26 protein-coding genes, 1 tRNA gene and 2 pseudogenes are annotated in these 23,750 nt (G+C 64.7%); 11 read left to right on the top strand and 18 right to left on the bottom strand.

Going from position 1 to position 23,750, the window contains the following annotated elements; all coding sequences use genetic code 11:
- Positions 1–95 precede the first annotated feature (95 nt).
- Positions 96–827, top strand: coding sequence for a zinc-dependent metalloprotease family protein (locus tag C491_RS15280; protein ID WP_083909367.1), 732 nt, complete (start codon positions 96–98; stop codon positions 825–827).
- Between the two features lie 336 nt (positions 828–1,163).
- On the opposite strand, the gene C491_RS24010 is transcribed toward C491_RS15280, so the two are convergent.
- The 3 genes from C491_RS24010 to C491_RS15290 form a co-directional block, all read right to left on the bottom strand.
- Positions 1,164–1,322: a DUF5058 family protein gene (locus tag C491_RS24010; protein ID WP_275040015.1), complete on the bottom strand. Its 159-nt coding sequence runs from the start codon at positions 1,320–1,322 to the stop codon at positions 1,164–1,166.
- A gap of 952 nt (positions 1,323–2,274) precedes the next feature.
- Positions 2,275–2,679 (bottom strand): hypothetical protein, encoded by a 405-nt coding sequence (locus C491_RS15285; protein ID WP_005557894.1) that lies wholly within the window; start codon positions 2,677–2,679, stop codon positions 2,275–2,277.
- Positions 2,676–3,521, bottom strand: a complete 846-nt coding sequence (locus tag C491_RS15290) for a ParA family protein (protein WP_005557896.1) — start codon at positions 3,519–3,521, stop codon at positions 2,676–2,678. The genes C491_RS15285 and C491_RS15290 overlap by 4 nt, the downstream gene beginning before the upstream one ends.
- Before the next feature lie 220 nt (positions 3,522–3,741).
- On the opposite strand from C491_RS15290, the pseudogene C491_RS22030 reads away from it, so the two are divergent.
- A pseudogene (locus tag C491_RS22030) lies at positions 3,742–4,086 on the top strand (DDE-type integrase/transposase/recombinase); the annotation flags it as partial.
- A gap of 182 nt (positions 4,087–4,268) precedes the next feature.
- Here the strand turns inward: C491_RS22030 and C491_RS15295 are convergent.
- Both C491_RS15295 and C491_RS15300 read right to left on the bottom strand, forming a co-directional pair.
- Positions 4,269–4,343: transfer RNA gene (locus tag C491_RS15295), tRNA-Glu, on the bottom strand.
- A 111-nt stretch (positions 4,344–4,454) separates the two neighbouring features.
- Complete coding sequence (locus C491_RS15300) at positions 4,455–5,663, bottom strand: helix-turn-helix transcriptional regulator (RefSeq protein WP_005557898.1); 1,209 nt, start codon at positions 5,661–5,663, stop codon at positions 4,455–4,457.
- Between the two features lie 122 nt (positions 5,664–5,785).
- Between C491_RS15300 and C491_RS15305 the strand changes: the two genes are divergently transcribed.
- Positions 5,786–6,364 (top strand): MBL fold metallo-hydrolase, encoded by a 579-nt coding sequence (locus C491_RS15305; protein ID WP_005557901.1) that lies wholly within the window; start codon positions 5,786–5,788, stop codon positions 6,362–6,364.
- On the opposite strand, the gene C491_RS15310 is transcribed toward C491_RS15305, so the two are convergent.
- Both C491_RS15310 and C491_RS15315 read right to left on the bottom strand, forming a co-directional pair.
- Positions 6,361–7,197: a hypothetical protein gene (locus tag C491_RS15310; protein ID WP_005557903.1), complete on the bottom strand. Its 837-nt coding sequence runs from the start codon at positions 7,195–7,197 to the stop codon at positions 6,361–6,363. The two genes, C491_RS15305 and C491_RS15310, sit on opposite strands and share 4 nt — an antisense overlap.
- Complete coding sequence (locus C491_RS15315; RefSeq protein ID WP_005557905.1) at positions 7,194–7,463, bottom strand: DUF5827 family protein; 270 nt, start codon at positions 7,461–7,463, stop codon at positions 7,194–7,196. Before C491_RS15315 ends, C491_RS15310 begins: the two co-directional genes overlap by 4 nt.
- Between C491_RS15315 and C491_RS22960 the strand changes: the two genes are divergently transcribed.
- Positions 7,462–7,599, top strand: coding sequence for a hypothetical protein (locus C491_RS22960; protein ID WP_160167160.1), 138 nt, complete (start codon positions 7,462–7,464; stop codon positions 7,597–7,599). The genes C491_RS15315 and C491_RS22960 overlap by 2 nt on opposite strands.
- A 26-nt stretch (positions 7,600–7,625) precedes the next feature.
- Here the strand turns inward: C491_RS22960 and sod are convergent, their stop codons facing one another.
- From sod to rpl7ae, 6 genes are all read right to left on the bottom strand, one after another.
- Positions 7,626–8,228 (bottom strand): superoxide dismutase, encoded by a 603-nt coding sequence (sod, locus tag C491_RS15320; RefSeq protein WP_005557908.1) that lies wholly within the window; start codon positions 8,226–8,228, stop codon positions 7,626–7,628.
- Between the two features lie 146 nt (positions 8,229–8,374).
- Positions 8,375–8,746 (bottom strand): DUF7344 domain-containing protein, encoded by a 372-nt coding sequence (locus C491_RS15325; protein ID WP_049892129.1) that lies wholly within the window; start codon positions 8,744–8,746, stop codon positions 8,375–8,377.
- A gap of 169 nt (positions 8,747–8,915) precedes the next feature.
- Positions 8,916–9,380, bottom strand: a complete 465-nt coding sequence (ndk, locus tag C491_RS15330; protein WP_005557913.1) for a nucleoside-diphosphate kinase — start codon at positions 9,378–9,380, stop codon at positions 8,916–8,918.
- Positions 9,380–9,736, bottom strand: coding sequence for a 50S ribosomal protein L24e (locus C491_RS15335; protein WP_005557915.1), 357 nt, complete (start codon positions 9,734–9,736; stop codon positions 9,380–9,382). The genes ndk and C491_RS15335 overlap by 1 nt, the downstream gene beginning before the upstream one ends.
- Positions 9,736–9,960: a 30S ribosomal protein S28e gene (locus tag C491_RS15340; protein ID WP_005557920.1), complete on the bottom strand. Its 225-nt coding sequence runs from the start codon at positions 9,958–9,960 to the stop codon at positions 9,736–9,738. Before C491_RS15340 ends, C491_RS15335 begins: the two co-directional genes overlap by 1 nt.
- 11 nt (positions 9,961–9,971) lie before the next feature.
- The gene (gene rpl7ae, locus C491_RS15345; protein WP_005557922.1) at positions 9,972–10,334 is read right to left on the bottom strand and encodes a 50S ribosomal protein L7Ae; all 363 of its coding nucleotides are present in this window, start codon (positions 10,332–10,334) and stop codon (positions 9,972–9,974) included.
- A gap of 322 nt (positions 10,335–10,656) precedes the next feature.
- Here rpl7ae and tmcA point away from each other — a divergent pair, with 322 nt between their 5' ends.
- Positions 10,657–12,918 carry a tRNA(Met) cytidine acetyltransferase TmcA gene (tmcA, locus tag C491_RS15350; protein ID WP_005557924.1) on the top strand — a complete coding sequence of 754 codons (2,262 nt, stop codon included), beginning with the start codon at positions 10,657–10,659 and terminating at the stop codon, positions 12,916–12,918.
- A 14-nt stretch (positions 12,919–12,932) separates the two neighbouring features.
- Here tmcA and C491_RS15355 read toward each other — a convergent pair whose 3' ends face one another.
- On the bottom strand, positions 12,933–13,661 hold the full coding sequence (locus tag C491_RS15355) for an SDR family NAD(P)-dependent oxidoreductase (protein WP_005557926.1): 729 nt from the start codon (positions 13,659–13,661) through the stop codon (positions 12,933–12,935).
- A gap of 77 nt (positions 13,662–13,738) precedes the next feature.
- Between C491_RS15355 and C491_RS15360 the strand changes: the two genes are divergently transcribed.
- The 4 genes and pseudogenes from C491_RS15360 (at position 13,739) to C491_RS24400 (ending at position 15,390) form a co-directional block, all read left to right on the top strand.
- On the top strand, positions 13,739–14,224 hold the full coding sequence (locus C491_RS15360; protein WP_005557927.1) for a DUF456 domain-containing protein: 486 nt from the start codon (positions 13,739–13,741) through the stop codon (positions 14,222–14,224).
- A 41-nt stretch (positions 14,225–14,265) separates the two neighbouring features.
- On the top strand, positions 14,266–14,442 hold the full coding sequence (locus C491_RS23335) for a hypothetical protein (RefSeq protein WP_005557928.1): 177 nt from the start codon (positions 14,266–14,268) through the stop codon (positions 14,440–14,442).
- A gap of 182 nt (positions 14,443–14,624) precedes the next feature.
- A pseudogene (locus tag C491_RS24395) lies at positions 14,625–15,086 on the top strand (twin-arginine translocation signal domain-containing protein); the annotation flags it as partial.
- Positions 15,087–15,264: 178 nt separating this feature from the next.
- A complete protein-coding gene (locus C491_RS24400; protein ID WP_449289270.1) occupies positions 15,265–15,390 on the top strand; it encodes a hypothetical protein in 126 nt (41 codons plus the stop codon).
- A gap of 102 nt (positions 15,391–15,492) precedes the next feature.
- On the opposite strand, the gene C491_RS15370 is transcribed toward C491_RS24400, so the two are convergent.
- Together C491_RS15370 and C491_RS15375 are read right to left on the bottom strand one after the other, a co-directional pair.
- Positions 15,493–17,214, bottom strand: a complete 1,722-nt coding sequence (locus C491_RS15370; protein WP_005557930.1) for a glutamate--tRNA ligase — start codon at positions 17,212–17,214, stop codon at positions 15,493–15,495.
- 93 nt (positions 17,215–17,307) lie between these two features.
- A complete protein-coding gene (locus tag C491_RS15375) occupies positions 17,308–17,751 on the bottom strand; it encodes a response regulator (RefSeq protein WP_005557931.1) in 444 nt (147 codons plus the stop codon).
- Positions 17,752–17,999: 248 nt separating this feature from the next.
- Here C491_RS15375 and C491_RS15380 point away from each other — a divergent pair, with 248 nt between their 5' ends.
- Entirely contained in the window at positions 18,000–18,410 is a 411-nt protein-coding gene (locus C491_RS15380) for a response regulator (RefSeq protein WP_083909369.1), read from the top strand.
- A 164-nt stretch (positions 18,411–18,574) separates the two neighbouring features.
- Here the strand turns inward: C491_RS15380 and idsA3 are convergent, their stop codons facing one another.
- Both idsA3 and C491_RS15390 read right to left on the bottom strand, forming a co-directional pair.
- Positions 18,575–19,675 (bottom strand): geranylfarnesyl diphosphate synthase, encoded by a 1,101-nt coding sequence (gene idsA3, locus C491_RS15385; RefSeq protein WP_005557933.1) that lies wholly within the window; start codon positions 19,673–19,675, stop codon positions 18,575–18,577.
- Position 19,676: 1 nt separating this feature from the next.
- Positions 19,677–21,110, bottom strand: a complete 1,434-nt coding sequence (locus tag C491_RS15390) for a ribonuclease J (RefSeq protein WP_005557934.1) — start codon at positions 21,108–21,110, stop codon at positions 19,677–19,679.
- A 383-nt stretch (positions 21,111–21,493) separates the two neighbouring features.
- Between C491_RS15390 and C491_RS15395 the strand changes: the two genes are divergently transcribed.
- Positions 21,494–23,716 carry an amino acid permease gene (locus C491_RS15395; RefSeq protein ID WP_005557935.1) on the top strand — a complete coding sequence of 741 codons (2,223 nt, stop codon included), beginning with the start codon at positions 21,494–21,496 and terminating at the stop codon, positions 23,714–23,716.
- Positions 23,717–23,750 lie beyond the last annotated feature (34 nt).

Below are 23,750 nucleotides of genomic sequence, written 5' to 3' on the forward strand. Positions count from 1 at the left end.
CTGCATAGGTTCATTCAACCCACGCCACTTGTATTTTGTAGAGACTGTTAAATTAAACAGAAAGTATATACTGAATTACTTCATGGTGAACGTGTATGGATCGGCGCACGTTCCTCACGGGGGTCGGGACCGCTGCGGGAGGGGCAGTCGCGTTCGACCGTGGTGTGCGCCGCGTTCGCGCGCCGGAGACGATAACCGTCGCCGTCTACCAGACCGACGGGCTCACGGCGGGATTCGAGGAGAGCGGCCAGCGACGGGACACAGGCCAGCGTCTCGCCGAAGCGGGGGTGCGGGACATTCTCGAACCGCAGTTTGCGAACTCGTTCGAACTGATCGACGAGGAACTGACCGTTCCGGAGGAGGTGACGACGCTGCCGTCGACGCTGTCGACGTTCGGCGACGAGATGCCGGCCGCGAGGCGGTCGCTCGTGAACTGGGCCAAGTACAGCCGAGCGCGATCGTCCGTCGACAGCCACATCCTCCTCTCGCACCACCCGGAGATCAGTTCGGGCAACGGTATCGCGTCCCCCGCGATTCTTCCGACGTGCTGTGAACCGATCGACCGCTACGGGATCACCTGGATGGCTGCCGAGGGAACGAACCGCGTCGAGGCGGCCGTCGCGGAGACGATCGCCCACGAGATCGGCCACACGATCGGACTGCAACACTCCCACGGCGCGAACATCGGTGACGCCATCTCGGTCATGCTGACGAGCTCGTACGCACGACGCGTCGGTCGAAACCTCTTCGGAGACCGCGTTCAGCCGGCTGATCGCCGGGTTTCCGAACTGAACGACGATATCACCGATCGCCATCTGCGAGTGTAATCGGGTTCGGTCGACGACTCCCCGCTCAGAAATCGACGTCGAGCGCAGAGATACTCGAGCGGTTGCTCGAGTACGACGACTTCATCGAACCCGTCGGCCGAGATGCGTGCTGCACAGAACCCGGCCCTACTTCCGCCGAGCACTACGGCTCGGTCACCGATCGCGGTGGGGGGATCGGAGCTGTATCGTTCTACGTTCTGTAGTGTCAGCCTGTTCGGTCACTTTACTACCGCTGATCGCGTCCCTGATAGCTATCGCTGGTAGACGAGTTACGCGGTCGAATCCCGATACATACTCTCACAACCGTGCACAGAGATAGATGCGGTCTCTTCGTACCTACTCGGCGGCAGGCAGTTCGAACATCACTGATCCGATCACGGAAAGACACATCCAAGCAACCGCCCCGCCGACGGTCGCAATCAGTGCAAGCATCCCGGCTAGAATGGCAACTGCCGGACCGATAGCCGAGATGACGAAATGGTAGCTGTTGAACAACCCTTTCCCTCCAAGCTATCGGTTAACAGAAGCTCGAAAACGATGTCGGTGACTGAAGCGGGACCTCCCTCGGACCGCTCGAGCGCGTCGATCGGGTTCGAAAAGCGGTTTTCAGACACGGACGGAAGTCGCCGCAGAGCGATCCGGTCTCCCCTCGGGCTAGCAACAATCGATGTCGATCGGTACGTCGACCTCGATCACCCGCGACGAGTGGCAACCGCGAGCAGTTCTCCGAGTTGCTCGAGCGTGGGATTCATTACGGCCGAACCGGCTTCCGCTCGATTGACGACGACGAGACGCTCGTTCCTAGGGTACAGTACGACGTTGCTGTTCGGATCTTACAACTCCGGGACGGTGGTCACTCCTCTCAGGCGATCGCCGGCCGAGTCGATCCGGGTGGGTCAAACGCTCATGAATAACTCAGTACAGCGGAAGAAGCGGCTGGGATACCATTAAGCGATCTCACGGTGAATGTTGTCATATGTCGTACCAGCTACGGTGTGATCGATGTACACTCGATCAAGAATTTGTCGATTGGGCCGACGCGAACCGGGCTGCCAGCACCCACGAGGCCGACAATCCAACCCACTGGGTGACCATCCTAGAAGGCCAGCCCGCGTGACCAGCGGGGCGATGACTCATCCGGCAGCCCATTGGATAGGCGACGTCGACACGGCGCTCGAAGCCTCCGCAGTCTGGCCGCCTACGCTATCGCTACCGTCCACGGAATCTCGCTCGTGAGCCGTTTCGAAGCGGTACGGTGCCCGGCACTGGCTCGAGTGCTCTGCGAAGAGGAGACCGAGTTGCCGTCGGCGAGCTAGAGCCCGCGCTACATTGACTGGACATAACCAAAGCGGTACAACAAGCCGGAATCAGTTGCCGAGTGCGAGGACACCCTTTTCTCTGGCAGTCGCATCGTTCTAGCCTCGATTACTTCGGCGATCATCCGACGTTAGCGACTCGGGCTCGACTCGTTTTCCGTCGGTGGCGATGCAAATGCTGCCATCCAGGCCGCTCCGATATTGAGACCGATAGCTCCCGAAGTGATCGTCGCTCGCACCAGGGCTCCCGATGCGTCGATCCCATCCGTCAGTGGCCGGTGAACGGCGAGCGGCTCGTACGTAGCCAATCGGTCCGTCTCGGCCGCGTCGTTATTCGATTCGTCGCCGAGGTCAGCGAATAGATTTTCGATCCTGTCGCCAGGATTCTCGTCGGGGAGACTTTCGCCCTCGATGTAGACCTTCACCTCTTTTGCCCCGTCCGACACTGTAACGTGGATTCCATCCCCCTCCTCTGAGGCCGACTCAGCCGTTTCGGATCCGTCGCTGAGATGTGAATACCGGTCTTCCTTGCTCATTCTACGGACACCTGCCGTGTGGCGGATTCGGTTTCCATGCGTTCGATCACGCTATCCGCGAGTGCTCGATAAACCTCTGGCAGTTGCTCTTGATACGGACGGAGGCCGTGCTCGTCGTGGTCTGCGAATCGGAAAATATCGAGCTGCGCGTTCCACGCTTGCTCCAGTACGTTATAATCCGGCACCGTCACGGGTAATAGCTCGATGTCCGACTCCTGGAGCGAGGTGCGCACCTCTCGATTCAGCGTCGACCCGGATACCTTGTTCGGGAGTACGCCTACTACGTTCAACGTGAACTCCGGTTGCGCACGCTGAAGCTGCCTTTCGAGTGCCTCGACCGTCTCGATAACGCCCTCGGCCGATCGCTCGCCCTTCCGGGTCATCTCCACCGGAATCAGCACGTTCCCGCTCGCGATAAGCGCGTTATCAACCAGTAGATTCAGCGTCGCAGGTGGGTCAATAAGAATAAAGTCGTACTCGCTTTCGACCGGCTCGAGCGCGGATCGGAGCAGAAATTCTGCCATCGAAATCTGTTCGGCCCGCACCGTACTTTCCAACGATGCGAGCGACTCGTGTGCCGGAACGAGGTCGAATAGCTCGTCTTCGATACGGACATCTGTGACGCTGATCTCCTCGTCGAGAAGCGCGTCCACGATGGTCGCCTCGCGGTCCGCTTTTTTCCGTTTCGTATACCCTGCGTGGTCGGTGAGGCTCGCCGGTTGTGGGTCAAAGTCGACTACTAATACTTCGTACTCGTCCCGACCGAGTGCCGCGGCGAGATTCAAGGCTGTCGTCGTTTTACCGACGCCGCCGCTTTCAGACCAGATGGTTAGCGTTGCCATAGTGATTCTGACTCTGCTATTTAAAGCGAGAGAAATGGCCTTGAGTATTTTTATGAAGATCTGATATGCTTCTCGGGAGGTAACACCCGCACGAAACCGACCTTCACAACTCAATCGGGGACTGGATACGTTGGCTACCTGAAGGTTCTTTGGACCCGCCAACGTCCATGAGAGCTCCGCTCTCGTGCGCCGTCCTCAGAACGCTTCGCGTTCTGATGGGGCACAGCTGTCGCGGGTCGCGGTTGATGAAACCGCTGTCAGGATCGACAGTGGCCGACCTTGGATGTACGCTGCAGTAAACCTCGACGCGAAACTCATTCTCGATGTCGTACTATTTGGACGGTGAGACACCGATCCAGCAGCTGCGTTTCTACAGGGATTCACCGAGAAACACGATCTCTCCGACGCAGAGTTTCTCGTCGATGGTGCTGGCTATCTGACTGCCCTCTCGCGGTTAGGATTGAGTGGCCATCTCGACTACGCTGATCGAAACCACATCGAAAACTGGTTTCATACCCTCAAAATCCGAGTCGACCGCTTCCATACCTCGTGGATAATTGCCCGTCGATTTCGCCGATCGCCAGACGGCGGTCGATCTACCCCCTCGAGTTTCGTTGGCCTCGATGAGATCGAAATCGCCAGACGGTGTCGGGTTCGATGCGTCCGGTGAGTCGAATTGCCCACGACCATACGGTTTACCTCACGCTAGTTCACGGTGAAAATCAGCAGAAGGCGTCGGGGTGGGAGTGCTCCGACAGGGATTCGAACCCTGGTCATTGCCGTGAGAGGGCAATATGATTGGCCGGACTACACTATCGGAGCGTCCGTCGGCTTTCGCCTGCACTCTTTCGTAACGCCGTGTACCGTTTAAGGGTTCCGTTTCGATCCGCCTCTGTCGAACCCTGACACGGGGTTCGGTGGCGGTTGCGACCCTTACTCGTCGAACGGCGATTTCGCCGCCTCGGGCTCGAACCCCTCGAGACTGATGATGTTCTCGCGGCCGACGCGGAGCTTGCTAATGTCGCCCTCGCGTTCCATCTCGGAGAGGAGCATGCTGACCTTGGACTTCGACCAGCCGGTTTCCTCGACGATGTTGACCTGTTTCATCCGACCGCCGTTCTCTCTGATGAGTTTGACCACCCGATCCTCGTCGGTCAGGAGTTCCTCCTCGGTGAGCGGTCCCGGCTCGGTCTGCTCCTCCGGCTCCGCGGCCGCCGCGCCGGCCCCCGACGGCTCCGCTCGAGGGCCGGTCGGCCCGTCGACTTCGCCAGGGGAGTCGTCCGGTGGTGTTTCGTCCTGCCTGGTTCGATACCACGCGCCGGCGATAACGGCACCGAGGACGACCACGGTGGTGCCGAGCATCACCGGCCACGAGAGCAGGGTTCCGTCGCCCGAGCCGCCGGTCGTCCCCGCGGTGCCGTCGCTCCCGATGTCGTCGGCGTCCTGGAGCACGATGTAGGGGTGACCGTCGAGGAACTCCTGCTCGCCGGTCCAGGTCATCGAACTGGCGTTCTCCATCGTGGTGGCGGTGTACTCGCCCTCGGGATCGGCGTCGGTGAGCACGAGGTCGTCGCCGGGTTCGACCACGAGCGACTGATCGGAGCCCAGATACATGTTCTGGAACACGTCGCCGACGACGATGCGGTCGTCCTCGACGTCGGCGAACCCCTCCCAGACGAACGACATCTCGATGACGCCCATCGCGCCGGGTCGGTACTCGGTCGACGCCGAGCGGTTGAACGCGGTCGCCTCCATCTCGCGGTCGGTCGTCTCCTCGCCGGTGTCGGTCAGCGCCTCGGCCTGATCCGTGAACCGCTCGTAGAGCCCGGTCTCGTCCTCCTCGAACTCCTCGGCGAACGCGCCGAAGGTCGCCTCCTCGTCGTCGTCTCCGAGGCGCTGCTCGTGGCGGAACGTCCAGGTCGCGCTCCCGTTCTCGTGGACGGTGATCTCGAACGTCGTGCTGTCGAAGTTCTGGGAGTCGAAGTCGTCGACCGCGTGTTGGGCCGGAACCGCGCTCTCACGGTCCGCGAGCGATTGCTGGCTGCCGTCGACGGCGCCGGCCATCGCTATCGGGAGGGTGAAGCCAGCGAGCACGACAGTAATGACGAGGATACCGACCCCGACGGGGACCGACCGAGTCATTCGTCACCTACTACGTGCCGGAGCTAAAAATGCTTGTGAATATCGCGTTCGGTCGCTGATCGCCGCTCGAGCACCCACACTGAGGTCGACACGCACAAGCCCCCCGCTCCTGTACGGCCCGTATGGTCACGAACCTCGCGCAGGGCGTCCAGGCTTTCACCAGCAATGTCTACCTCGTCACCGGCGAGCGAACGGTGCTCGTCGATCCCGGCGCGAACTTCGACGTCGTCGACCGCCTCGAGTCGCAGGTCGACGACCTCGACGCAGTCGTGCTCACCCACACCCACCCCGACCACGTCGGCAACCTCGAGGCGGTCAAATCGGCGTTCGACGTCGAGGTATGGGGGTACGATCCGTCGATCGACGGGGTCGATCACGGGATCGCCGACGAGGAGACGGTCCAGTTGGGCGACCACGAGTACGTTGCGCTCCACACACCCGGCCACAAGGACGACCACCTCTGTTTCTACTCGGCCGACGCGGGGATCCTCATTGCGGGCGACCTCGTCTTCCAGAACGGCAGCTTCGGGCGCACCGACCTCGAGGAGGGCGACCGGGAGACGCTGATCGAGAGCATCGATCGTGTCCTCGATCGGATCTCCCCGGAGCTCGTGGAGCTCCACACGGGCCACGGCCCGAGCGTGACGACGAACCCCTACGATCACGTCGAACTCTCCTCGCAGATGGCTCGCCAGGCCTAACCCTGGGCGGCGGCCTCGAGTAGCGCGTCGTAGGCGTCGGCGTAGGCTGCGGCGACCCGTTCCGGGTTCTCGCGCTCCTCGCCCGCAAGCGGCGGCAGCCGAACCCGCTCGAGGGGATCGAGGTAGTCGAGAACCGTCGGCACTCGCTTCTCGAGGCTGCCGTCTTTCGGGCTCGTGCTGGCGACCTCGCAGGCCCGGCAGTACCGATCGCCGGGGTAGATCCGGGCCCGCCCCGGCTCGACGACCGCGACCGCGGCGATCGCCGCGGGATCGAGATCGTTCAGCGGCCGGGCGATGTCGCCGTAGGATTCGACGACGGCGACGTCAGTCGCCTCGAGTTCCGCCGCCAGCGACTCGAAGGCGGGCACGTATCGGTCGGCCGTGACGTCGTTGAGTTTCTCGACCGATTCGACGGGGATCGCCTCCTCGAGGGGCAGCGCCGAGGCGACCCGTTCGGGGACGTCGACGGTGGCGTTTCGGACGTACGTCGGCTCGTCGGCTTCGCTCGGAGCGCCGATCCGGTCGACGACGAACTCCCGGTCGGTCTGCCCGAGCAGCCCGGTGCCGGGACCGGGGCTCGGACGCCACAGCCGGTGGACGGGGTTGAGCCGTTCCGGTTCGCGGCCGCGGGCCTCCGCGGTTGCGAGTCGCGCGGCGTCCTTGCCGTACAGCCGACCGTTGGCGAGCGCGCGCCGACAGTCGTCGTGGTCGAACCAGTAGTCGTTGCCGGCGCGGGGTTTGGCGCCGACCGCGCCGGTGCGCTCGAGCAGGCCCGTCGAGAACGTCGTCTTGCCGGCGTCGACGCGGTCGCTGCCGACCACGAGGAGGATCATTCCTCTTTCAGGCCGTAGAACCCGGGCTCCTCCTCGTCGCGCGGCTCGGCGACGACGAGCTCGTCGGCGTTGGTCATCACCCACGGGATCGCCCAGTCCAGCAGGATGTCCTCGGTCTCGCGGTCGATGTTCGCGTCGGGCTCGAGCCCCTGGAGCAGGCGCGCGATCTCGTAGACGGTGTACATCTGATCCTCCTCGAACAGCTCTGCGGGCGTGTAGAAGTCACAGGGCGGGAGCTCGTCGAACTCGTCTTTCGGAACTGGCATGGGCGTTGCTATCGGCGCGGCGCCACAAGACCGCACCGGTCTCGACGTCGGCAACGGCTCGAGCGCGCTCGCTTCCTCGACGGTCGTCTCGCGGCCCGCGGCGCTATCGCCGTCGCTGAGCGGACGAGTGCGATAAAAATACGTGGGTTGCCAGGTCGTCGCTTACTCGAAGTGGTCGAGGCACTTCTCGTACTCTTCTGCGGCCTTGTCCCAGTTGACGACGTCGAAGAAGCCGTCGATGAACTCGCCGCGGTCCGGGCCGTAGTCGTAGTAGTACGAGTGCTCCCAGACGTCGCAGGCGAGAATGGGGTGGGCGCCCCACAGCGCGTGGAGGTCGTGGCGGTCGACCTTCAGGTTGCGAAGCTGCTTGGCGACCGGGTCGTAGACGAGCAGTGCCCAGCCACCGGCGCCGCTCGCGGCGGCCTCGAACTCGCCCTTCCAGGCGTCGTAGGAGCCGAAGTCCTCCTCGATGCGGTCGGCGAGGTCGCCCTCGGGTTCGCCGCCGCCGTCGGGGGACATGTTCTCCCAGAACAGCGTGTGGAGGTAGTGGCCGCTGCCGTTGTGGGTGACGTTCTCCATCGCGGCACCGGACGAGCCGAAGTCGCCGCTCTCGCGGTTCTCCTCGAGGGTTTCCTCGGCGCTGTTCAGGCCGTCGACGTACCCCTGGTGGTGCGTGTCATGATGCCAGGTGACGACCTGTTCGGAGATCGCCGGTTCGAGTGCGTCGTAGTCGTACGGAAGTTCTGGAAGTTCGTGATCAGTCATAAGGACACCTCTATGATCCGTATCGGTAGCTCGCCTGTTAAGCTTTGAGGATGGGAATGCTATCACTTCACAGGGAGAAGAGTCGGTGGCAAACGCCACGACTCCGGGGTCGACCGCTACTGACCGCAGAAAAATGGCCCGTCCGGCTACAGCTCCTTGTGTTTGGCATGCTCGAGCCACTCCTCGAGGGAGGGCTGATTCCAGTAGCGGACGGTGTCGCTGCGCCGGTCGTGTTCGAGCAGACTGGTGTCGGCGAGCTTGGGAAGATGGGAGTGGCGAAGCTCCGTTCGGACGGTTTTCCGGTGTTCGTCGAACTCCCGATCGACGTCGCCGGCTTCGGTCTCGAGTCGAACCACCGCGTCGACGAGCTCGTCGACGGCGGCGACGCCGTCGGCGCGCTCGAAGAGACAGTACAGCACGTACCGTCGTCGCCGGTTCGAGAGAAGATCGAAGATCAGATCCAAAGACGGGGGCTCCGCGCTCGCGATCGATCTCGAGCCCTGTTCTCGCTTACGCATTCACGAACCACCTACCGTGAGTTACCATTCGAAACCACCGTGCTCGTCTACTACAGCCGATACATTAGATGTTCCGTCTATGTATGCTATCGATTCGTCTAATTTAATGTAGACTGCTAAACAGAAAAACCCGGTCGCGAACGTCGGTAACGAGTCGGCCGACGGAGCGCTACTCGTAGAGCCAGCCGGCGTCGTGCTGATCGTAGTCGATCAGTTCGTCGTCCTCGAAGTGCAGCGAGATCTCTCGCTCGTTGGCGCCCTCGTCCTCGTGGTCGGCCGCGTGGACGACGTTCCGGCCGAGGTCGAGCGCGTAGTCGCCCCGAATCGTTCCGGGGGCGGCCTCGAGCGGGTCGGTCTCGCCGATCATCTGGCGGACCTGTCGGGTCGCGTCCTGGCCCTCCCAGACCATCGGAACGACCGGACCGGAGGTGACGAAGTCGACGAGGTCGTCGTAGAACGGCTTGTCCTCGTGTTCGCCGTAGTGCTCCTCGGCCCGCTCGCGGGGCATGTTCTCGATCTTGATACCGACGAGCTTCAGCCCGCGGTCCTCGAGTCGGGAGACGACCTCGCCGACCAGCCCGCGCGCGAACGCGTCGGGCTTGATCATCACGAACGTGCGCTCGGCCTCACTCATCAGGCCTCACTCTCCTCGAGTTCCTCGGTCTCGTCGACCGACTCGTCGCCCGCGGGGACGTCCTCGTCCTCGTCGTCGACGTCGGTCTCGGCCTCGAGATCCTCGTCCTCGCCGGCCTCGACGGTTTCGTCCTCGTCGGCTTCCTCGGCGGCAGGCGTGTCGGTCTCGGCGGGACCTTTGCCGGCGCGACCGGCCTCGGTCCACTCGAGGTCACGCGGCTCGCGACCGAGCTTGTAGTTCTTCTCCGCCTTCGCGCTGGCGAAGTGAAGCACGGTACCGTCGTTCTGGACGTACATGATGCCCGTTCCGGGCTCGATATCCTCGCCCGTGTAGTCACAGGTACGTTTCTCGACCATTATTGTCCTCCGATGGAGTCCGCCTCGCGGGCGGTCTCGCGAAGCTGGAGTACGTCTCCTTCGCGGACCGGCCCGAGGCAGTTTCGGGTGATGATTCGACCCTGGTTTTCGCCCTCCTGAATGCGGCACTTGACCTGCATGGCTTCGCCGTGCATGCCGGTCTTGCCGACGACCTCGATGACCTCGGCGGGCGTGGATCCGCTTTCGTTCTCTTCAGCGCTCATCTCAGGTCACCTCAGTCGAGGTCCTCGACCTTGTTGGCGATCTCTTCGACGTCGTCGGACGCCTCGCCGGCGTCGACGATCGCCGCGGCGGCGCTCCCGACCTCGAGGCCGGCGGCGTGGCCGACGTCGTCCTGGGTCTCGACGAAGACGACGGAGATACCCTTCTCGTCTGCGAGTTCGGGCAGGTGCATGACAATCTCCTCGGGGGAGACGTCCTCGGCGACGTAGACGAGGTCCGCGTTGCCGCGCTCGATCGCTTTGGTGGTCTCGTTGGTTCCTTTCTTTACGCGTCCGGTGTCTCGTGCGACCTCGAGGGCCTCGAGGGCGTCCTCTGCGAGGTCGGCTGGGATGTCTGTGGTTACGTAGACTGACATTGGTTGTTCACCTCTCCTACGCGCGGGCTCGCGCTCCCCTGCCGTCCGGGCTGGGTCCCGGGCCGACGTCCGGTCGGCGGAAGTCCTGTGAGGCTAGGAGCATCATCAACCCCGCGTAGGGTGTACTACGCAGTAGCGTTGCCCCCCTTAAAAGCGTGTCCAAACGACCGGACGAGTGGGATCGGTCCGCACGGCCGGTATCGGCGGTTTCGGATCGAAACTCGAGGCGGGCCGATCGACCGTGACCGGCTGTGACGATTGACCGCGGGGGACGCGACCGCCAGACCGTGACCTCTTACACCCGAGGCGACGACGCGAGGGTATGGCCGCTGACGACGACCTCGTCGACCTCGCCCGATCGCTCCGCGCGGAGGCGGTGCGGACGAACGAACGACGAGCGCTGGTACTGGCCGGCGACCGGGAACGCGGGTACGAGCGCCTCGAGGCGATCCTCGACCGACTTTCGGTAGCGATCACCCGGACCACGCTCGTCGGACCCGAGGATCGGCTGCGTTGCGAACAGCTCTCCCAGACCCACGTTGGCGAGCTGCTCGGCACGACGCGGGACGTCGTCGTCCTCGACGCCCACGACCAGCTCCAGCCCGACGCTCTCGGGAAGCTCGTCGGAACGGTCGACGGCGGCGGGCTCCTCATCCTGCTGACGCCGTCGCTCGAGTCCTGGCCCGACCGCCGGGACGCGTTCGACGACTCCCTCGCCGTCCCGCCGTTCTCGCTGTCGGACGTCACCGGTCGGTTCAGACGCCGCCTCGTCGAGACGCTTCGAGCGCACCGGGGAATCGGAATCGTTGATCTCGAGACGAGCTGGACCGTCGACGAGGGGCTGACCCGTCCCCCGCCGAGTCTGAACGCGGACGCGGAACTGGAGCCGCCCGCGGACCACCGCTTCCCGCTACCGGCCTACGAGGCCTGTCTGACTAGCGACCAGATCGAGGCCGTCGCCGCGTTCGAATCGCTGCTCGACGCTCCGGCGGCGGTCGTGCTCGAGGCCGACCGCGGCCGCGGGAAGTCGAGCGCGGCGGGGTTGGCGGCCGGCGCGTTCGCCGCCGACGGCGAAGACGTGCTCGTGACCGCCCCAAACGTCCGGAACGCGCGGGAGGTGTTCGATCGCGCCCGGGAGCTCTGTGAGAGCCTCGAGGAAGTCGAGACGGCCGAACAACGCCGACTCGAAACGGCGGCGGGCGGACGCGTCCGTTACCTCGAGCCGACCGCGGCGCTCGAGGACTGCGAGGCCGCCGACGTCGTGATCGTCGACGAGGCCGCCGCGTTCCCGGTCGCGACCCTCGAGTCGCTGCTTGCGGCCGATCGGATCGCGTTCGCGACGACGATCCACGGCTACGAGGGGGCGGGGAGAGGGTTCTCCGTCCGGTTCCGGGATCGCCTCGCCGAGAGCGAACACACCGTCACCGAGCGCACGTTGGCGGAACCGATCCGATACGCTGCCGGCGATCCGGTCGAAGTCTGGGCGTTTCGCGCCCTGTTGCTCGACGCCCGTCCCCCGGTCGGCTCACTCGTCGCGGACGCCGCGCCGGAGACCGTCCGCTATCGGCGACTCGAGCCCGAGGAGCTGCTGGCCGACGAGGGGCTGCTGCGGGAGGCGTTCGGGCTGCTCGTGCTCGCTCACTACCGCACCGAGCCCACCGACCTCGCGCGCCTGCTCGACGCGCCGAACCTCGAGGCTCGCGCGCTGGTCCACGACGGCCACGTCGTCAGCGTCGCCCTGCTGGCCCGCGAGGGGAACCTTCCGGCCGAGCAGCGAGCGATGATGTACGAGGGTGGCCGAATTCGCGGCAACATGCTCCCCGACGTGCTCACGAGCCAGCTACGGGACGAGTGTGCGGGCGAGCCCGCCGGAGTACGGGTCGTGCGGATCGCGACCCACCACGCCGCGCGCTCGCGGGGGCTGGGCTCGCGGCTGCTCGCGGAGATCCGCGAGGAATTCGGTAGCGAAGCCGACTGGCTCGGCACCGGGTTCGGCGCGACGCCCGGCCTCCTCGAGTTCTGGCGGGCGAACGGCTACGCGGCGGTCCACATCTCGACGACGCGCAACGACACCAGCGGGGAGTACTCGGCGCTGTTACTCTCGCCGACGGGCGAGACTGGCGAGACGTTGTGCGACCGCCACGCCGCGCGCTTCGCCCGACGGTTCGCCGCTCTCTGTTCGGACGCCCTCGCCGACCTTGAGCCAGACGTCGCGCGGGCGGTCCTGCGAAGTGTCCCCGTCGACGCCGCCCCACCCCTCGAGTTGAGCGCTCACGAGTGGCGCGTCGTCGCGGGCGCCGCCTACGGGCCGGGTCTGTTCGACGTCGATCCCGGACCGTTTCGCGAACTCGTCGTTCGCTACCTCATAGAGCGGCCGTCGACGGTCGAACTGACGACCCGACAGGAGCGGCTGCTGGTTCTCCGCGTACTGCAGGCCCGGGACCTGGAGACGGTCGCCGATCGGCTCGACTACCACTCTACCGGGCAGTGTATGCGGGCCCTCGGCGAGGCGTTCTGCCCGCTGGTCGACTGCTACGGAACCGAGGCGGCGCTCGAGGTCCGGGAGCGATTCCGGGACTCCTGACGCAACTGGCGGCGCTACGACAGTACCCGTCGCAGGATCGCGTTCGGAACGATATCGAAGGCCCACGCGACGAGTCGCCACCGACGGATGACGTAGACGTGGCTTCGCTCCTTGCGGATCGCTCGAGCGATCCCTTCGGCCGCGGTCTCGGGCGAACACATCCAGAACGAGCCGTAGGCCAGCTCGGTGTCGACGAACCCCGGCTCGACGGTCGTCACCGTCACGTCCGTCTCGCTTCCGCACGCCCGCGTCCGCAGCCCCTCGAGGTAGGTCGTGACGAACGCCTTCGAGGCGTTGTACGCCGGCACGGCGCCGTTGCCGAAGTGGGCCGCGACCGACGAAATGCCGACGAGGTGGCCGTCGATCCCCTGCTCCTCGAACTGCGAGATCGCCGCGGTCGCGATCGCCGCGAATCCGCGAACGTTGACGTCGATCGTCTTCCGCTCGGGCTCCCACTCGAGGTCGGGGTTCAGGTCGGCGGTGCCGGCGCTGATGACGACGAGATCGACCGAGTCCATCGCGTCGGCGAGCGCGTCGAACCGCTCGCGGGCGGTCTCGGCGTCGGCGACGTCCATCGTCGCGACGTACGATCGTGTCGGGAGCTCTTCGCCGATCTCCCGGAGTCGGTCGGTGCGTCTGGCTGCCAGCCCGACCTCGTAGCCGTCGGCGGCGAGGTTTCGAGCGAGCGCCTCGCCGATCCCCGACGATGCGCCGACGACGATCGCTCCGCGCGTTCGTCCCATACAGGCCGGTTCGTCCCGCCGTCCCTAACCGTTCCGGAGGCGGTACGTCTTTGCCGTCGCCGCGTCTTCGCCTCCCTATGGTCGACGTCATCGCCGCCCTCGCGATCGCCCTGCTCGTCGGCGGCGTCGCCGGCACGGTCGTCCCGCTCGTCCCCGGCGGCCTGCTCTCCGTCTCGGGTGTCCTGTTGTACTGGTGGGGGTCGGGGTTTACCGAACCCGGTCCGATCTCCCTGCTCGTCCTGCTTTCCCTCGGCGCGCTCACCCTGTTCGTCGAGTTCTTCGCGGGCTCGATCGCCGCCCGCGCCGGCGGCGCCTCCTGGACGACGACGGGTGCCGCCGCGGTCGTCGGGATCGCGCTCATGCTCCTGACGGGCCCGATCGGGCTGCTCGTCGGCCTGTTTGGAACCGTGTTCGTCCTCGAGTTCGTCCGCGGCGGCGACGTCGACCACAGCACTCGATCAGCGTTCTACGCGACGGTCGGTATCCTCGCGTCGACGGCCGCTCAAGTCCTGCTGACGGCGTCGATTCTGCTCGGCTTCCTCGTCGCAGTGTTCGTGTTCTGACCGACCGCAAACGCCGAGTCGCTTGCCGCCGTCCCGTGCGTATGGACTGCGCTGAAAACGGCTGCGACCGCCCGGCCTGTGTCGAACTCCACATCCCGTGGGACGAAAACAGGGTCGTCTGTGCTCCCCACGCACGCGTTCTCGGGCGTCAGGACGGCGTCGTCGCGGATCCCCTTCCCGACAGCGCTGACGACCTGCTCGAGGAGGGGAACGACTGATCGGCTGCGCTGCCGGAGATCGGTTGAGAAGCCCGCGAGTTCGCTCGGGGGGAGTGGGCGACGTAACCGTTCCTCTGTTCGAAAAAACCGCCAGATCGACTAACGGAACTATCTAATGGATTTTATAATTTCTCTCCGGCCGCGTGTTTGGTTTAACCTCTTTGGACCACATAGTATGGTGTATGAGGGACACCACACGAGCGACTCGACGCAAGATCCTCAAGATTGCCGGTGCCGTTGGTGCGACGGCGTTTGTCGCGGGCTGCAACGACAACGGAAACGACGAACCGGATGAGGAAGAGCCGGACGACGAGGAACCAGCGAACGATGAGGAGCCGGCAAACGACGAGGAAGAACCCGAAGACGACGAGAACGGGGAAGCGATCGAACCCGGCACGCGGATCGAGTTCGACGGCCAGACCTCGGGCTGGGTCGGTATCGAACCCGAGGCGATCGCCGACGAGGAGAACCCGACGCTCACCCTCGAAGAGGGCGAGGAGTACGAAATAGGCTGGGAGGAAGGCGACGGCCAGCAGCACAACATCGAGATCCGCGACGAGGACGACGAGGTCGTCGACGACCTCGAGACCGAACTCGCCGAGGAGGGCGGCGACGATCAGTTCCTCGAGTTCGAAGCCAGCGACGAGATGGCGACGTACGTCTGCCAGCCCCACGAGGGGACGATGATCGGCGACATCGAGATCGAGGGTAACGGCGAGGACGAAGAAGACGAAGACGAGGACGAGGAGGAAGCGGAGGAGAACGGCGAGGACGAGATGGACGACGAGAACGGNGCTCGGGGACGCCCAGGACCTCGAGGAAGTGACCGACGACGAGGCCGAGGAGGAAGCGGAGGAGAACGGCGAGGACGAGATGGACGACGAGAACGGTGAAGGGGAGGAAGAGAACGACGCAGACGGGGACGAGAACGACGACGAAGACGAGTAATGCCGATCGACGGCCGTCTCCGTCCCGGTTCGCGGCCTCGCCGTTCGACTCGAGGGACGATCGAATCGGGCGACGGGTTCGGTGTCCGGTAGTCGCGACGACTTAGGGGTGGGCGTAGTAGGCGAGCGTGCCGTCCGTCCCGTCCGTGCCATCGATCCGAGCGAAGCCGACGCGCTCGAACTGCACCATCTCGTCGGGCTCGAGGGCGGCGACCTCGGGTTCGGCCCGGCCGCTGACGTCGCCGGTCATCGTCCGCATCCGGACGGGGACGCTCTCGGCCGCCGGCACCCAGTGGACGACGTCGACCTCGCCTTTGCGAACGACGTCGATGTCTTCGCCGGTGTACTGGAGCGTATCGCGGGTGTACTGGAAACAGCCCAGCCCCTTGAGCCAGATCCGCTCCTCGCGCTGGGGGAGGTCGTCGGGCTCGAGCAGGACGGCGTCGCCGGCGGGGATCTCACGGACGCCGCGGTCCTCGTGGTTCGGATGCAGCGGCGGGTTCGCCTCGTCGGGCGGGCTCCCACCCAACGGGACCTCGCTCCCGTCGCGGACGAGGAACCGACGGTCGGTCTCCTCGTCGATCAGGTCGCGGTTGTTCGCGTAGATCGAACTCATCGCGAGGTCGACGTCGCTGGTCGACGTGCCGAGGCCGACCATCGCGTCGACGATGGCTTCGCCGCGGATCCCCCGCCGACGAAGACTCTTCAGCGTCGGCGCGCGCGGATCGTCCCAGCCGTCGAGTCCTCCCTCGTCGATCAGTTCTGCGATCGTCGACGTGCTCATCTTCACGTCGTAGGCGTCGATCTGGACGTGGCCCCAGTGGATGACCTCGGGGTACTCCCAGCCGAAGTAGTCGTACAGAAAGCCCTGCCGTTTCGCCGAGTCCTGCAGGTCGATCCCACGGATGATGTGGGTGACGTCGACGACGTGGTCGTCAATCGCCGACTGGAAGTCGAGCATCGGCCAGCAGCGGTACTCCTCGGCTTCCTCGCGCGGGTGTGGCGTGTCGATCATCCGGAAACCGACCCAGTCCCGCAGCGCGGGATTCTTGTGCTCGATGTCGGTCTTTACGCGGAGGACCATCTCGCCGCTGTCGTAGACGCCAGCGATCATGTCCTCGAACTCCTCGAGAACGGTTTCGACGTCCTTCTCGCGGTGGGGACAGGCCTCACCGCTGTTTTTCAGCTCGGAGAACTCCTCGCCCGAACACGAGCAGGTGTAGGCCCCGCCCATATCGATCAGCTTCCGGGCGTGGTCGTAGTAGATGTCGAGGCGGTCGCTGGCTTTGAACGTCGCGTCGGGCTCGAACCCGAGGTAGTCGAGATCCTCGAGGATCGCGTCGTAGGCCTCGAGGTCGGGCCGCTTGGTCTCGGGGTCGGTGTCGTCGAAGCGGACGCAGAACCAGCCGTCGTAGCGTTCCTTGTAGGTGCCGATGACAGCTGGCATCCGGGCGTGTCCGACGTGCCACGGGCCGTTGGGGTTCGGTGCACACCGCATCCGAACCTCGTCGTACTCCTCCGCGCGGGGGAGGTCGGGCAGGTCGTGGTCGTCGCCCTCGTCCTCGGCCTCGATCTCGGCGAGCTCCTCGGGGGCCAACTCCTCGAGCCGTTCGCGCTTCTCGGCGTATGCGAGGTCGTTAACGCGACCGACGACGCCGCCGACGACGCCCGGAATCTGGTCTCCGTGTTCGCGAAACGCCGGGTTGTCGCCCATCAGCGGCCCCATGATCGCGCCGACGTCGGCGTCGCTCTCGTGTTTTACCGCGTTCAACAGCGCGTGTTTCTCCGCCTCCCGCTCGATCCGTTCGCGCAAGTCGTCGTCCATTACCGTGGGGTATTCGCCGCCCGCTCAAAACCGCAGCGGTGTCGGCCCGTCCGCCCACGTTCCGAGCAGGAGCGTCGTCTCGCCGATTCCGCGTCAGGCCGGCGCGGGCGGCTGCTGTGCCGCGTCGATCCAGAACCGTTCGATCGCCTCCGCCATCGAGGTGAACTCCGGCATGGCGTCGGGCTTCGTGAGGTAGGCGTTCGCAGCGCTGGCGTAGCTCGCGGTAATATCCTCCTCGGCGCTCGAACTCGAGAGCACGAGCACCGGCGGCGGGTAGTCGAGTTCCTCCTCGAGTACCTCGAGAACGGCAAGCCCGTCCTTTCGCGGGAGGTTCAGATCGAGCAACACCAGGTCGGGACAGGGTTCGGCGTCCTCGGGCTGACGGAAGTACATCGCTGCGTCCTTTCCGTCGCTGATGACCCGGAACGAGATATCGCTCTCGGTCGCGCGAAACGCCTCCTGTGTGAGGCGAACGTCACCCGGGTTGTCCTCGATCAGGAGCACGTCTACCGGCTCGTCGGGTGTGTGGTCGTTCATACACACTCCTACGGGGGTCACGTGCGTAAGACTCGTCCCTACACACTTGGTGATCGACGCCCCCCTCGAGGGATGGAACAGAACGCGCCGTTCAACGGCCGTACGCGCTGATCCTGTCATCGAGTAGAACGCGAGGCGCCCTCGGGACCCCTCGGTCGGAGGGAACCCGTTCGCCGCTCCGTCTTCCGGACCCGTCCGTCTCGCCGCCCGGTAGTGACAATTATGTACCCGCGTCTGGTGGGTTCGTTATGGGTGGACCGAAGCATGTGGGGGAAATACTTTTAGCGGAGGATAACCCGGGTGACGTGCGTCTCACGAGGGAGATGTTCGAGAACACAGATCTCCGGGGAAACTACCACGTCGTCACCGACGGCGTCGAGGCGATCGAGTTCCTCGAGCGACGCGGCGAGTACGAGTCCGCTCCCCGTCCCGATCTCGTCCTTCTCGACTGGCACTTCCCGAAAAAAAGCGGGAAGGAGGTGCTACGAACCATCAAGGGCGACGAGGAACTCCACGAGATCCCGGTCGTCGTACTGACGGGGACACAGCCGGAGCTAGAGAAGCTGCAGTCGGAACCGCCGCAGGCGGACGCGTACGTTCTGAAGCCTCTCGAGGCCGAGCAGTGTCGCAGTCTCGCCGAGGAGTTCTGCCTCGACTGAGACGGCTGCCGTCCGATTTCCCGGAGCGACCGGAGGACGGCTCGCGGTCTTCGGAACCGACGGCAGGAGTTCGCACGAGAACCGTCTCCAGCCGGATCGACTCTCGAACGCTCCCGGCGGTACTTGCGTTATCTCTTCGAAAATCGGGGTCGAAAACGACCCGATCAGTAGCCGCGTTCGATCAGGTAGTCCGCGATGTCACAGAGCAGTTCGCGGGCCTCGTTGTCCGGCAGCACCTCGAGTCGATCCTTCCCCTGCTCGACGAGTTCACGGGCGCGATTGTTCGCGTAGGTGATCGAGCCGACGCGCTCGAGTTCGGCGACGGCGTCGTCGATCTCGCTCTCGGTGACGCGTTCGACGTCCTCGGTGTCGACCAGGTCCTCGATTTCGACTCCCTGGTCGCGGGCGTGGACGGTAATCAGCGTCTGTTTCTCTTCGACGAGGTCGCTTCCTCGCTGTTTGCCTAACTCCTCGCTTGGCACGGTCAGATCGAGCACGTCGTCGTGGATCTGGAAGGCACGCCCGACGTCGAGTCCGTAGCCGTACAGCGCGTCGATCGTCTCCTGGTCCGCTCCCTGCAAGATTGCCGGGAGACACGCCGACGCGGCGTAGAGGACGGCGGTCTTCTGTTCGACCATCTCGAGATACTCCTCGGGGGAGACGTCCTCGCGTTGCTCGAAGTCGACGTCGAGCGCCTGGCCCTCGCAGATCTTCGTGCAGGTCGTCGCCAGCACGTCGAGGGCGTCGACCGCTCTGTCCGACGCCGCACCGGTCTCGAGCATGATCTCGAACGCCTTCGAGTAGAGCGTATCGCCGGCGAGAATCGCCGTCTCGAGGTCGTACTCGCGGTGGACCGACGGAACCCCACGACGGAGGTCGTCGTCGTCCATGATGTCGTCGTGGATCAGCGTAAACGACTGGATGACCTCGACGCTGACAGCGGCGGCCATCGCGTCGATCGTCTCCGGTGTCTGCGGCTGGGTGTCCTCGCCGTCCGCGGCCGGTGAGTCCGACCGTTCGTCGAGGGTTGGAAACTCCCGGTAGTCCGTCGAGAGCGGCTCGACGTCGGCGAGTGCTTCCGCAGTTGTTAACAACACCGTCGGTCGGAGCCGCTTGCCGCCTGCGTCCAGCAGGTACCGTGAGGCCTCGTAGAGCCGTTCCGGCCGCTGGATCGGAAGCGCTTCGGGGATCGCGTCGTTGACCAGTTTGCGGCGCTGGTTGACGGCCTCGAGCACCGCTTCCTCGCGTGCCTCGGGAATCGTCATATCAGTCGACAAGCTGGATGAGGTTGCCGTTGCGGGTCACGTGCAGGTCGCGTCCCATCCTGTACCCCTCGCTCTCGCAGAGGTCGACGTAGCTGGAGAACCCTTTCAGGTCCTGGTGGGCGGGGATGATGTGCTGGGGCTGGAGCGCGTCGAGCATCTCGTAGTGGCCCTCCTGGTTGAGGTGGCCCGAGACGTGGATGTCGTCGTAGACGCGGGCGCCCTGCATACCCAGCAGCTTCTCGGCCTGGTAGCGCTGGCCCTCGTTGGTCGGCTCCGGAATCACGCGAGCGGAGAAGACGACCTTGTCGCCGTCGTCCAGCTCGTATGGCGTCTCGCCGCGAGCCATCCGGGTGAGCATCGCTCGGGGCTCGCCCTGGTGGCCCGTTACGACCGGCAGGAAGTTCTCCTTGCCCTCGTTCATGATCCGCTTGAACGTGCGATCGACGGACTTGCGGTGGCCGAACATGCCGAGATCGTCCGGGAAGTCGACGAAGTCCAGTCGCTCGGCCGTACCCGAATACTTCTCCATCGAGCGACCCAGCAGCACGGGCTGGCGGCCGATGTCCTTCGCGAACTCGACGAGGCTCGTGACCCGGGAGATGTGACTCGAGAACGTCGTCGCGACGATCCCGCCGTCGTAGTCCTCCATGCTGTAGAGGACGTCTCGGAGGTGTTCGCGGGCGACGTTCTCGCTCGGGGTCCGGCCCTTCTTGCTCGCGTTCGTACAGTCCTCGATGTAACACAGCACGCCGTTGCCCTCGCGACCGATCTCGCGGAACCGCTCCATGTCNTTGCTCGCGTTCGTACAGTCCTCGATGTAACACAGCACGCCGTTGCCCTCGCGACCGATCTCGCGGAACCGCTCCATGTCGATCGGGTCGCCGATGACCGGCGTGTGGTCCATGCGCTTGTCGAGCCCGTAGACGACCGCACCCTCGGGGGTGTGGAGCACGGGGTTGATCGCGTCGATGATCGAGTGGGTGACGTTGACGAACTCGAGGTCGACCTGGTCGGAGTCGCCGATCGACATCGTCTCGCCGGCGTCCATCTTCACGAGGTCGTTCTCGACGCCGAACTTCTGTTCGCCCTCGATCTGCTGTTTGACCAGTTCGATCGTAAACGGCGTCGCGACGATCGGTGCGTCGTACCGGTGGGCCAGCTTCGAGATGGCGCCGATGTGATCCAGGTGGCCGTGGGTCGGGACGATCGCCTGGACGTCGCCCTCGAGGTCGCTCATGATCCGATCGTCCGGAATCGCGCCCATGTCGATCAGATCCAGACTGTGCATCCGCTCGGTCTCGACGTTGTCGTGGATGAGAACCTGCGAGAGGTTCAGCCCCATGTCGAAGATGACGACGTCGTCGCCGGCGCGAACGGCAGTCATCTGCCGTCCGACTTCCTCGTAACCGCCAATCGTTGCAATTTCGATTTCCATAGTTGCTAGCACTGAAAGCCGCGTGTGGACTCTCACTGAAACGGTCCGCGGACTCCCGGTTGTGCGGCCCCGGCGTCTTACAGCGCGTCGGCCATCCCGCTATGCGTTCGTGGCAGGGTATTCCGCCAGTCGGCCTCCGGAAACGCCGTGAGGCCCGAACGCACTTGCCCGCGGGTACGTTGGCCCTACCTACACGCTCGGGTGTTAAAAACGCAGTGGGTTGGGTCACGGCGAGCGCGCCGAGCCGTCGATCGGCTCTCGAACCGCCCGATCGTTCGCTTTCGGCCGCAGATGATTGATGTGTATCGAACGTAGCGGCGACGGCTTCGCAATCGGTTCCGAAACACCAACGTTTCTTAGCGCTCGCGGAAAACCATCGTCCGATGACGAAGGATCTCGAGCGCGACCTGGGGCTGTCTGCCGTAATCGCGATCAGCATGGGCGCGATGATCGGCAGCGGGATCTTCATCCTGCCCGGGATCGCGATGGCCGAAGCCGGCCCCGCCGTGATCCTCGCGTTCGTGGTCGCGGCGATCCTGGTCGTTCCCGCCGCACTCAGTATCGCCGAGCTGGGGACGGCGATGCCGGAAGCTGGCGGGGACTACGTCTTCATCGAGCGAGGGATGGGGCCGGCGATGGGGACGATCGCCGGGCTCGGGACCTGGCTCATGCTGATGTTGAAGGGGGCGCTCGCGCTCGTCGGCGGCATGTTCTACCTCGAGGCCGTGATGGCGCTGCCGAGCGTCGAGGCGGTGGCGGTGACGTTCGCAGTCGTTCTCATCGTTATCAACCTGATCGGGGTCAAACAGACCGGCGGACTACAACTGATCATGGTCGTCGTCATGCTGGTGATCCTGTCGGTGTTCGTCGCCGGATCGATCATCCAAGTCGACGGCGCGAACTACGATCCGTTCTTCACCGAGGGGATGGGTGGCGTGTTCACCGCGACCGCGACCGTGCTCGTCTCCTACGCCGGCGTCACGAAGGTCGCGGCCGTCGCCGAGGAGATCGAGGACCCGGGCCGGAACCTTCCGCTTGGACTCCTCGTCTCGCTGGTCGCGACCTCAATCCTCTATGCCCTGTTGGTGTTCGTCCTCGTCGGCGTCATCGAGGGCGAAGCACTGGCCGGGGAGGAGGCGCCGATGGCCGAGGCGGTCGACCTGCTGTTTGGCGAACTGTTCCTGTACGCGATCGTTCTGGCCGCACTGCTGGCCCTGGTCAGTACCGCCAACGCGGGTATCCTGACGGCCTCGCGGTATCCGCTCGCGTTGAGTCGCGATGATCTCTTTCTGGATATCTTCGAGTATATCCACCCGCGATTCGCGACTCCGGCAGTCGCGATCCTCTCCACCGGCGCGATCATGATTCTCGCGATCCTCACGCTCGACGTCGAACAGATCGCCAAATCCGCCGGCGCCTTCCAGATCCTCGTCTACATCCTGGTCTGTGGTGCCCTCATCGCATTTCGCGAACGCGATCTGGAGTGGTACGACCCCGAGTTCTCCACGCCCGGCTACCCGTGGGTCCAGCTGTTCGGCATCGCTTCGGGCGTGTTCATCATCTCCCGGATGGAGCTGCTCCCGATCGTCGGCTCGGTCGGGATCGTCATCGGCGGGTTCGTCTGGTACAAGCTGTACGCCCAGGAACGTGTCGAGCGCGAGGGAATCGCGAAGGGCCTCGCGCGCCGCGAAGCGGGACGACAGTTCGTCCGCGACACGGAAGCCCAGCTCGAGCGATCCGACCAGTACGAAGTCCTCATCCCGATCCGGCGGGACGTAACCCGCGAGCAGGAGGACGCCCTGATCCAGATGGCCGCACCGATCGTTCGCCGCCGTGGCGGGCGGATCCGCGTCGTCCGGTTCGACGAGGTACCCGACCAGGTTCCCCTCGACACCGCAGCCGACGAGCTCACCACCGAGGACGTCGAGTTCGAGACCCGGACCGACCACCTGGTGCGGTACCTCGAGGTGCCCGTCGAGGTCGGCGAGATCGTCAGCCACGACAGCCGCCACGCGGTCGTCAACTTCGCGGAACGGACCGGGGCGGACCTCGTGTTGGCTCGCCAGCGGCCGACGAGTCGGCTCGAGACCCTGTTCGGCCGGGACGCGGACTGGATCATGGAACACGCCCCCTGTGACGTCGTCTTCGTCCAGCACGAACAGCGCGGTGAGATCGACGAGATCGCGGTCGTCACCGATCGCAGCCCCTTCAACGACCCGCTCAAGGTCGAGCTCGCGGACGCGATGGCCGATACGCTGGGGGCGTCGGTCAGGTTCCTCTTTGCGGTCTCCGAGGACGCACCGGAGGAACTGCTCGAGACGGTCGAGGAATACCACGACGACCTCGACGATCTCTGTACCGTCCCCGTCGACTCGACGATCGTTCGCACCGACGACGAGGTCGAGGGGCTCTCCGAAGCGCTCGAATCGGCCGATCTGGTGATGCTGAGTACCGTCACCCACCGTCGGCTGCCGGACCTGTTCGTCGAACGACGGTCGGATCGACTCGCCGCGGCGATCGAACAGCCCGTACTGTTGGTCCACTCGAAGAAGACGCGCCGGGGGTCGTTCCTGCGACCGATTCTGAATCGGGTGCTGTTCGACTGACAGCTGCAGTTTCGCCTGCCGCCGGAGCCCCGTG

This window comes from Natronococcus amylolyticus DSM 10524, from assembly GCF_000337675.1.
Taxonomy (GTDB): domain Archaea; phylum Halobacteriota; class Halobacteria; order Halobacteriales; family Natrialbaceae; genus Natronococcus; species Natronococcus amylolyticus.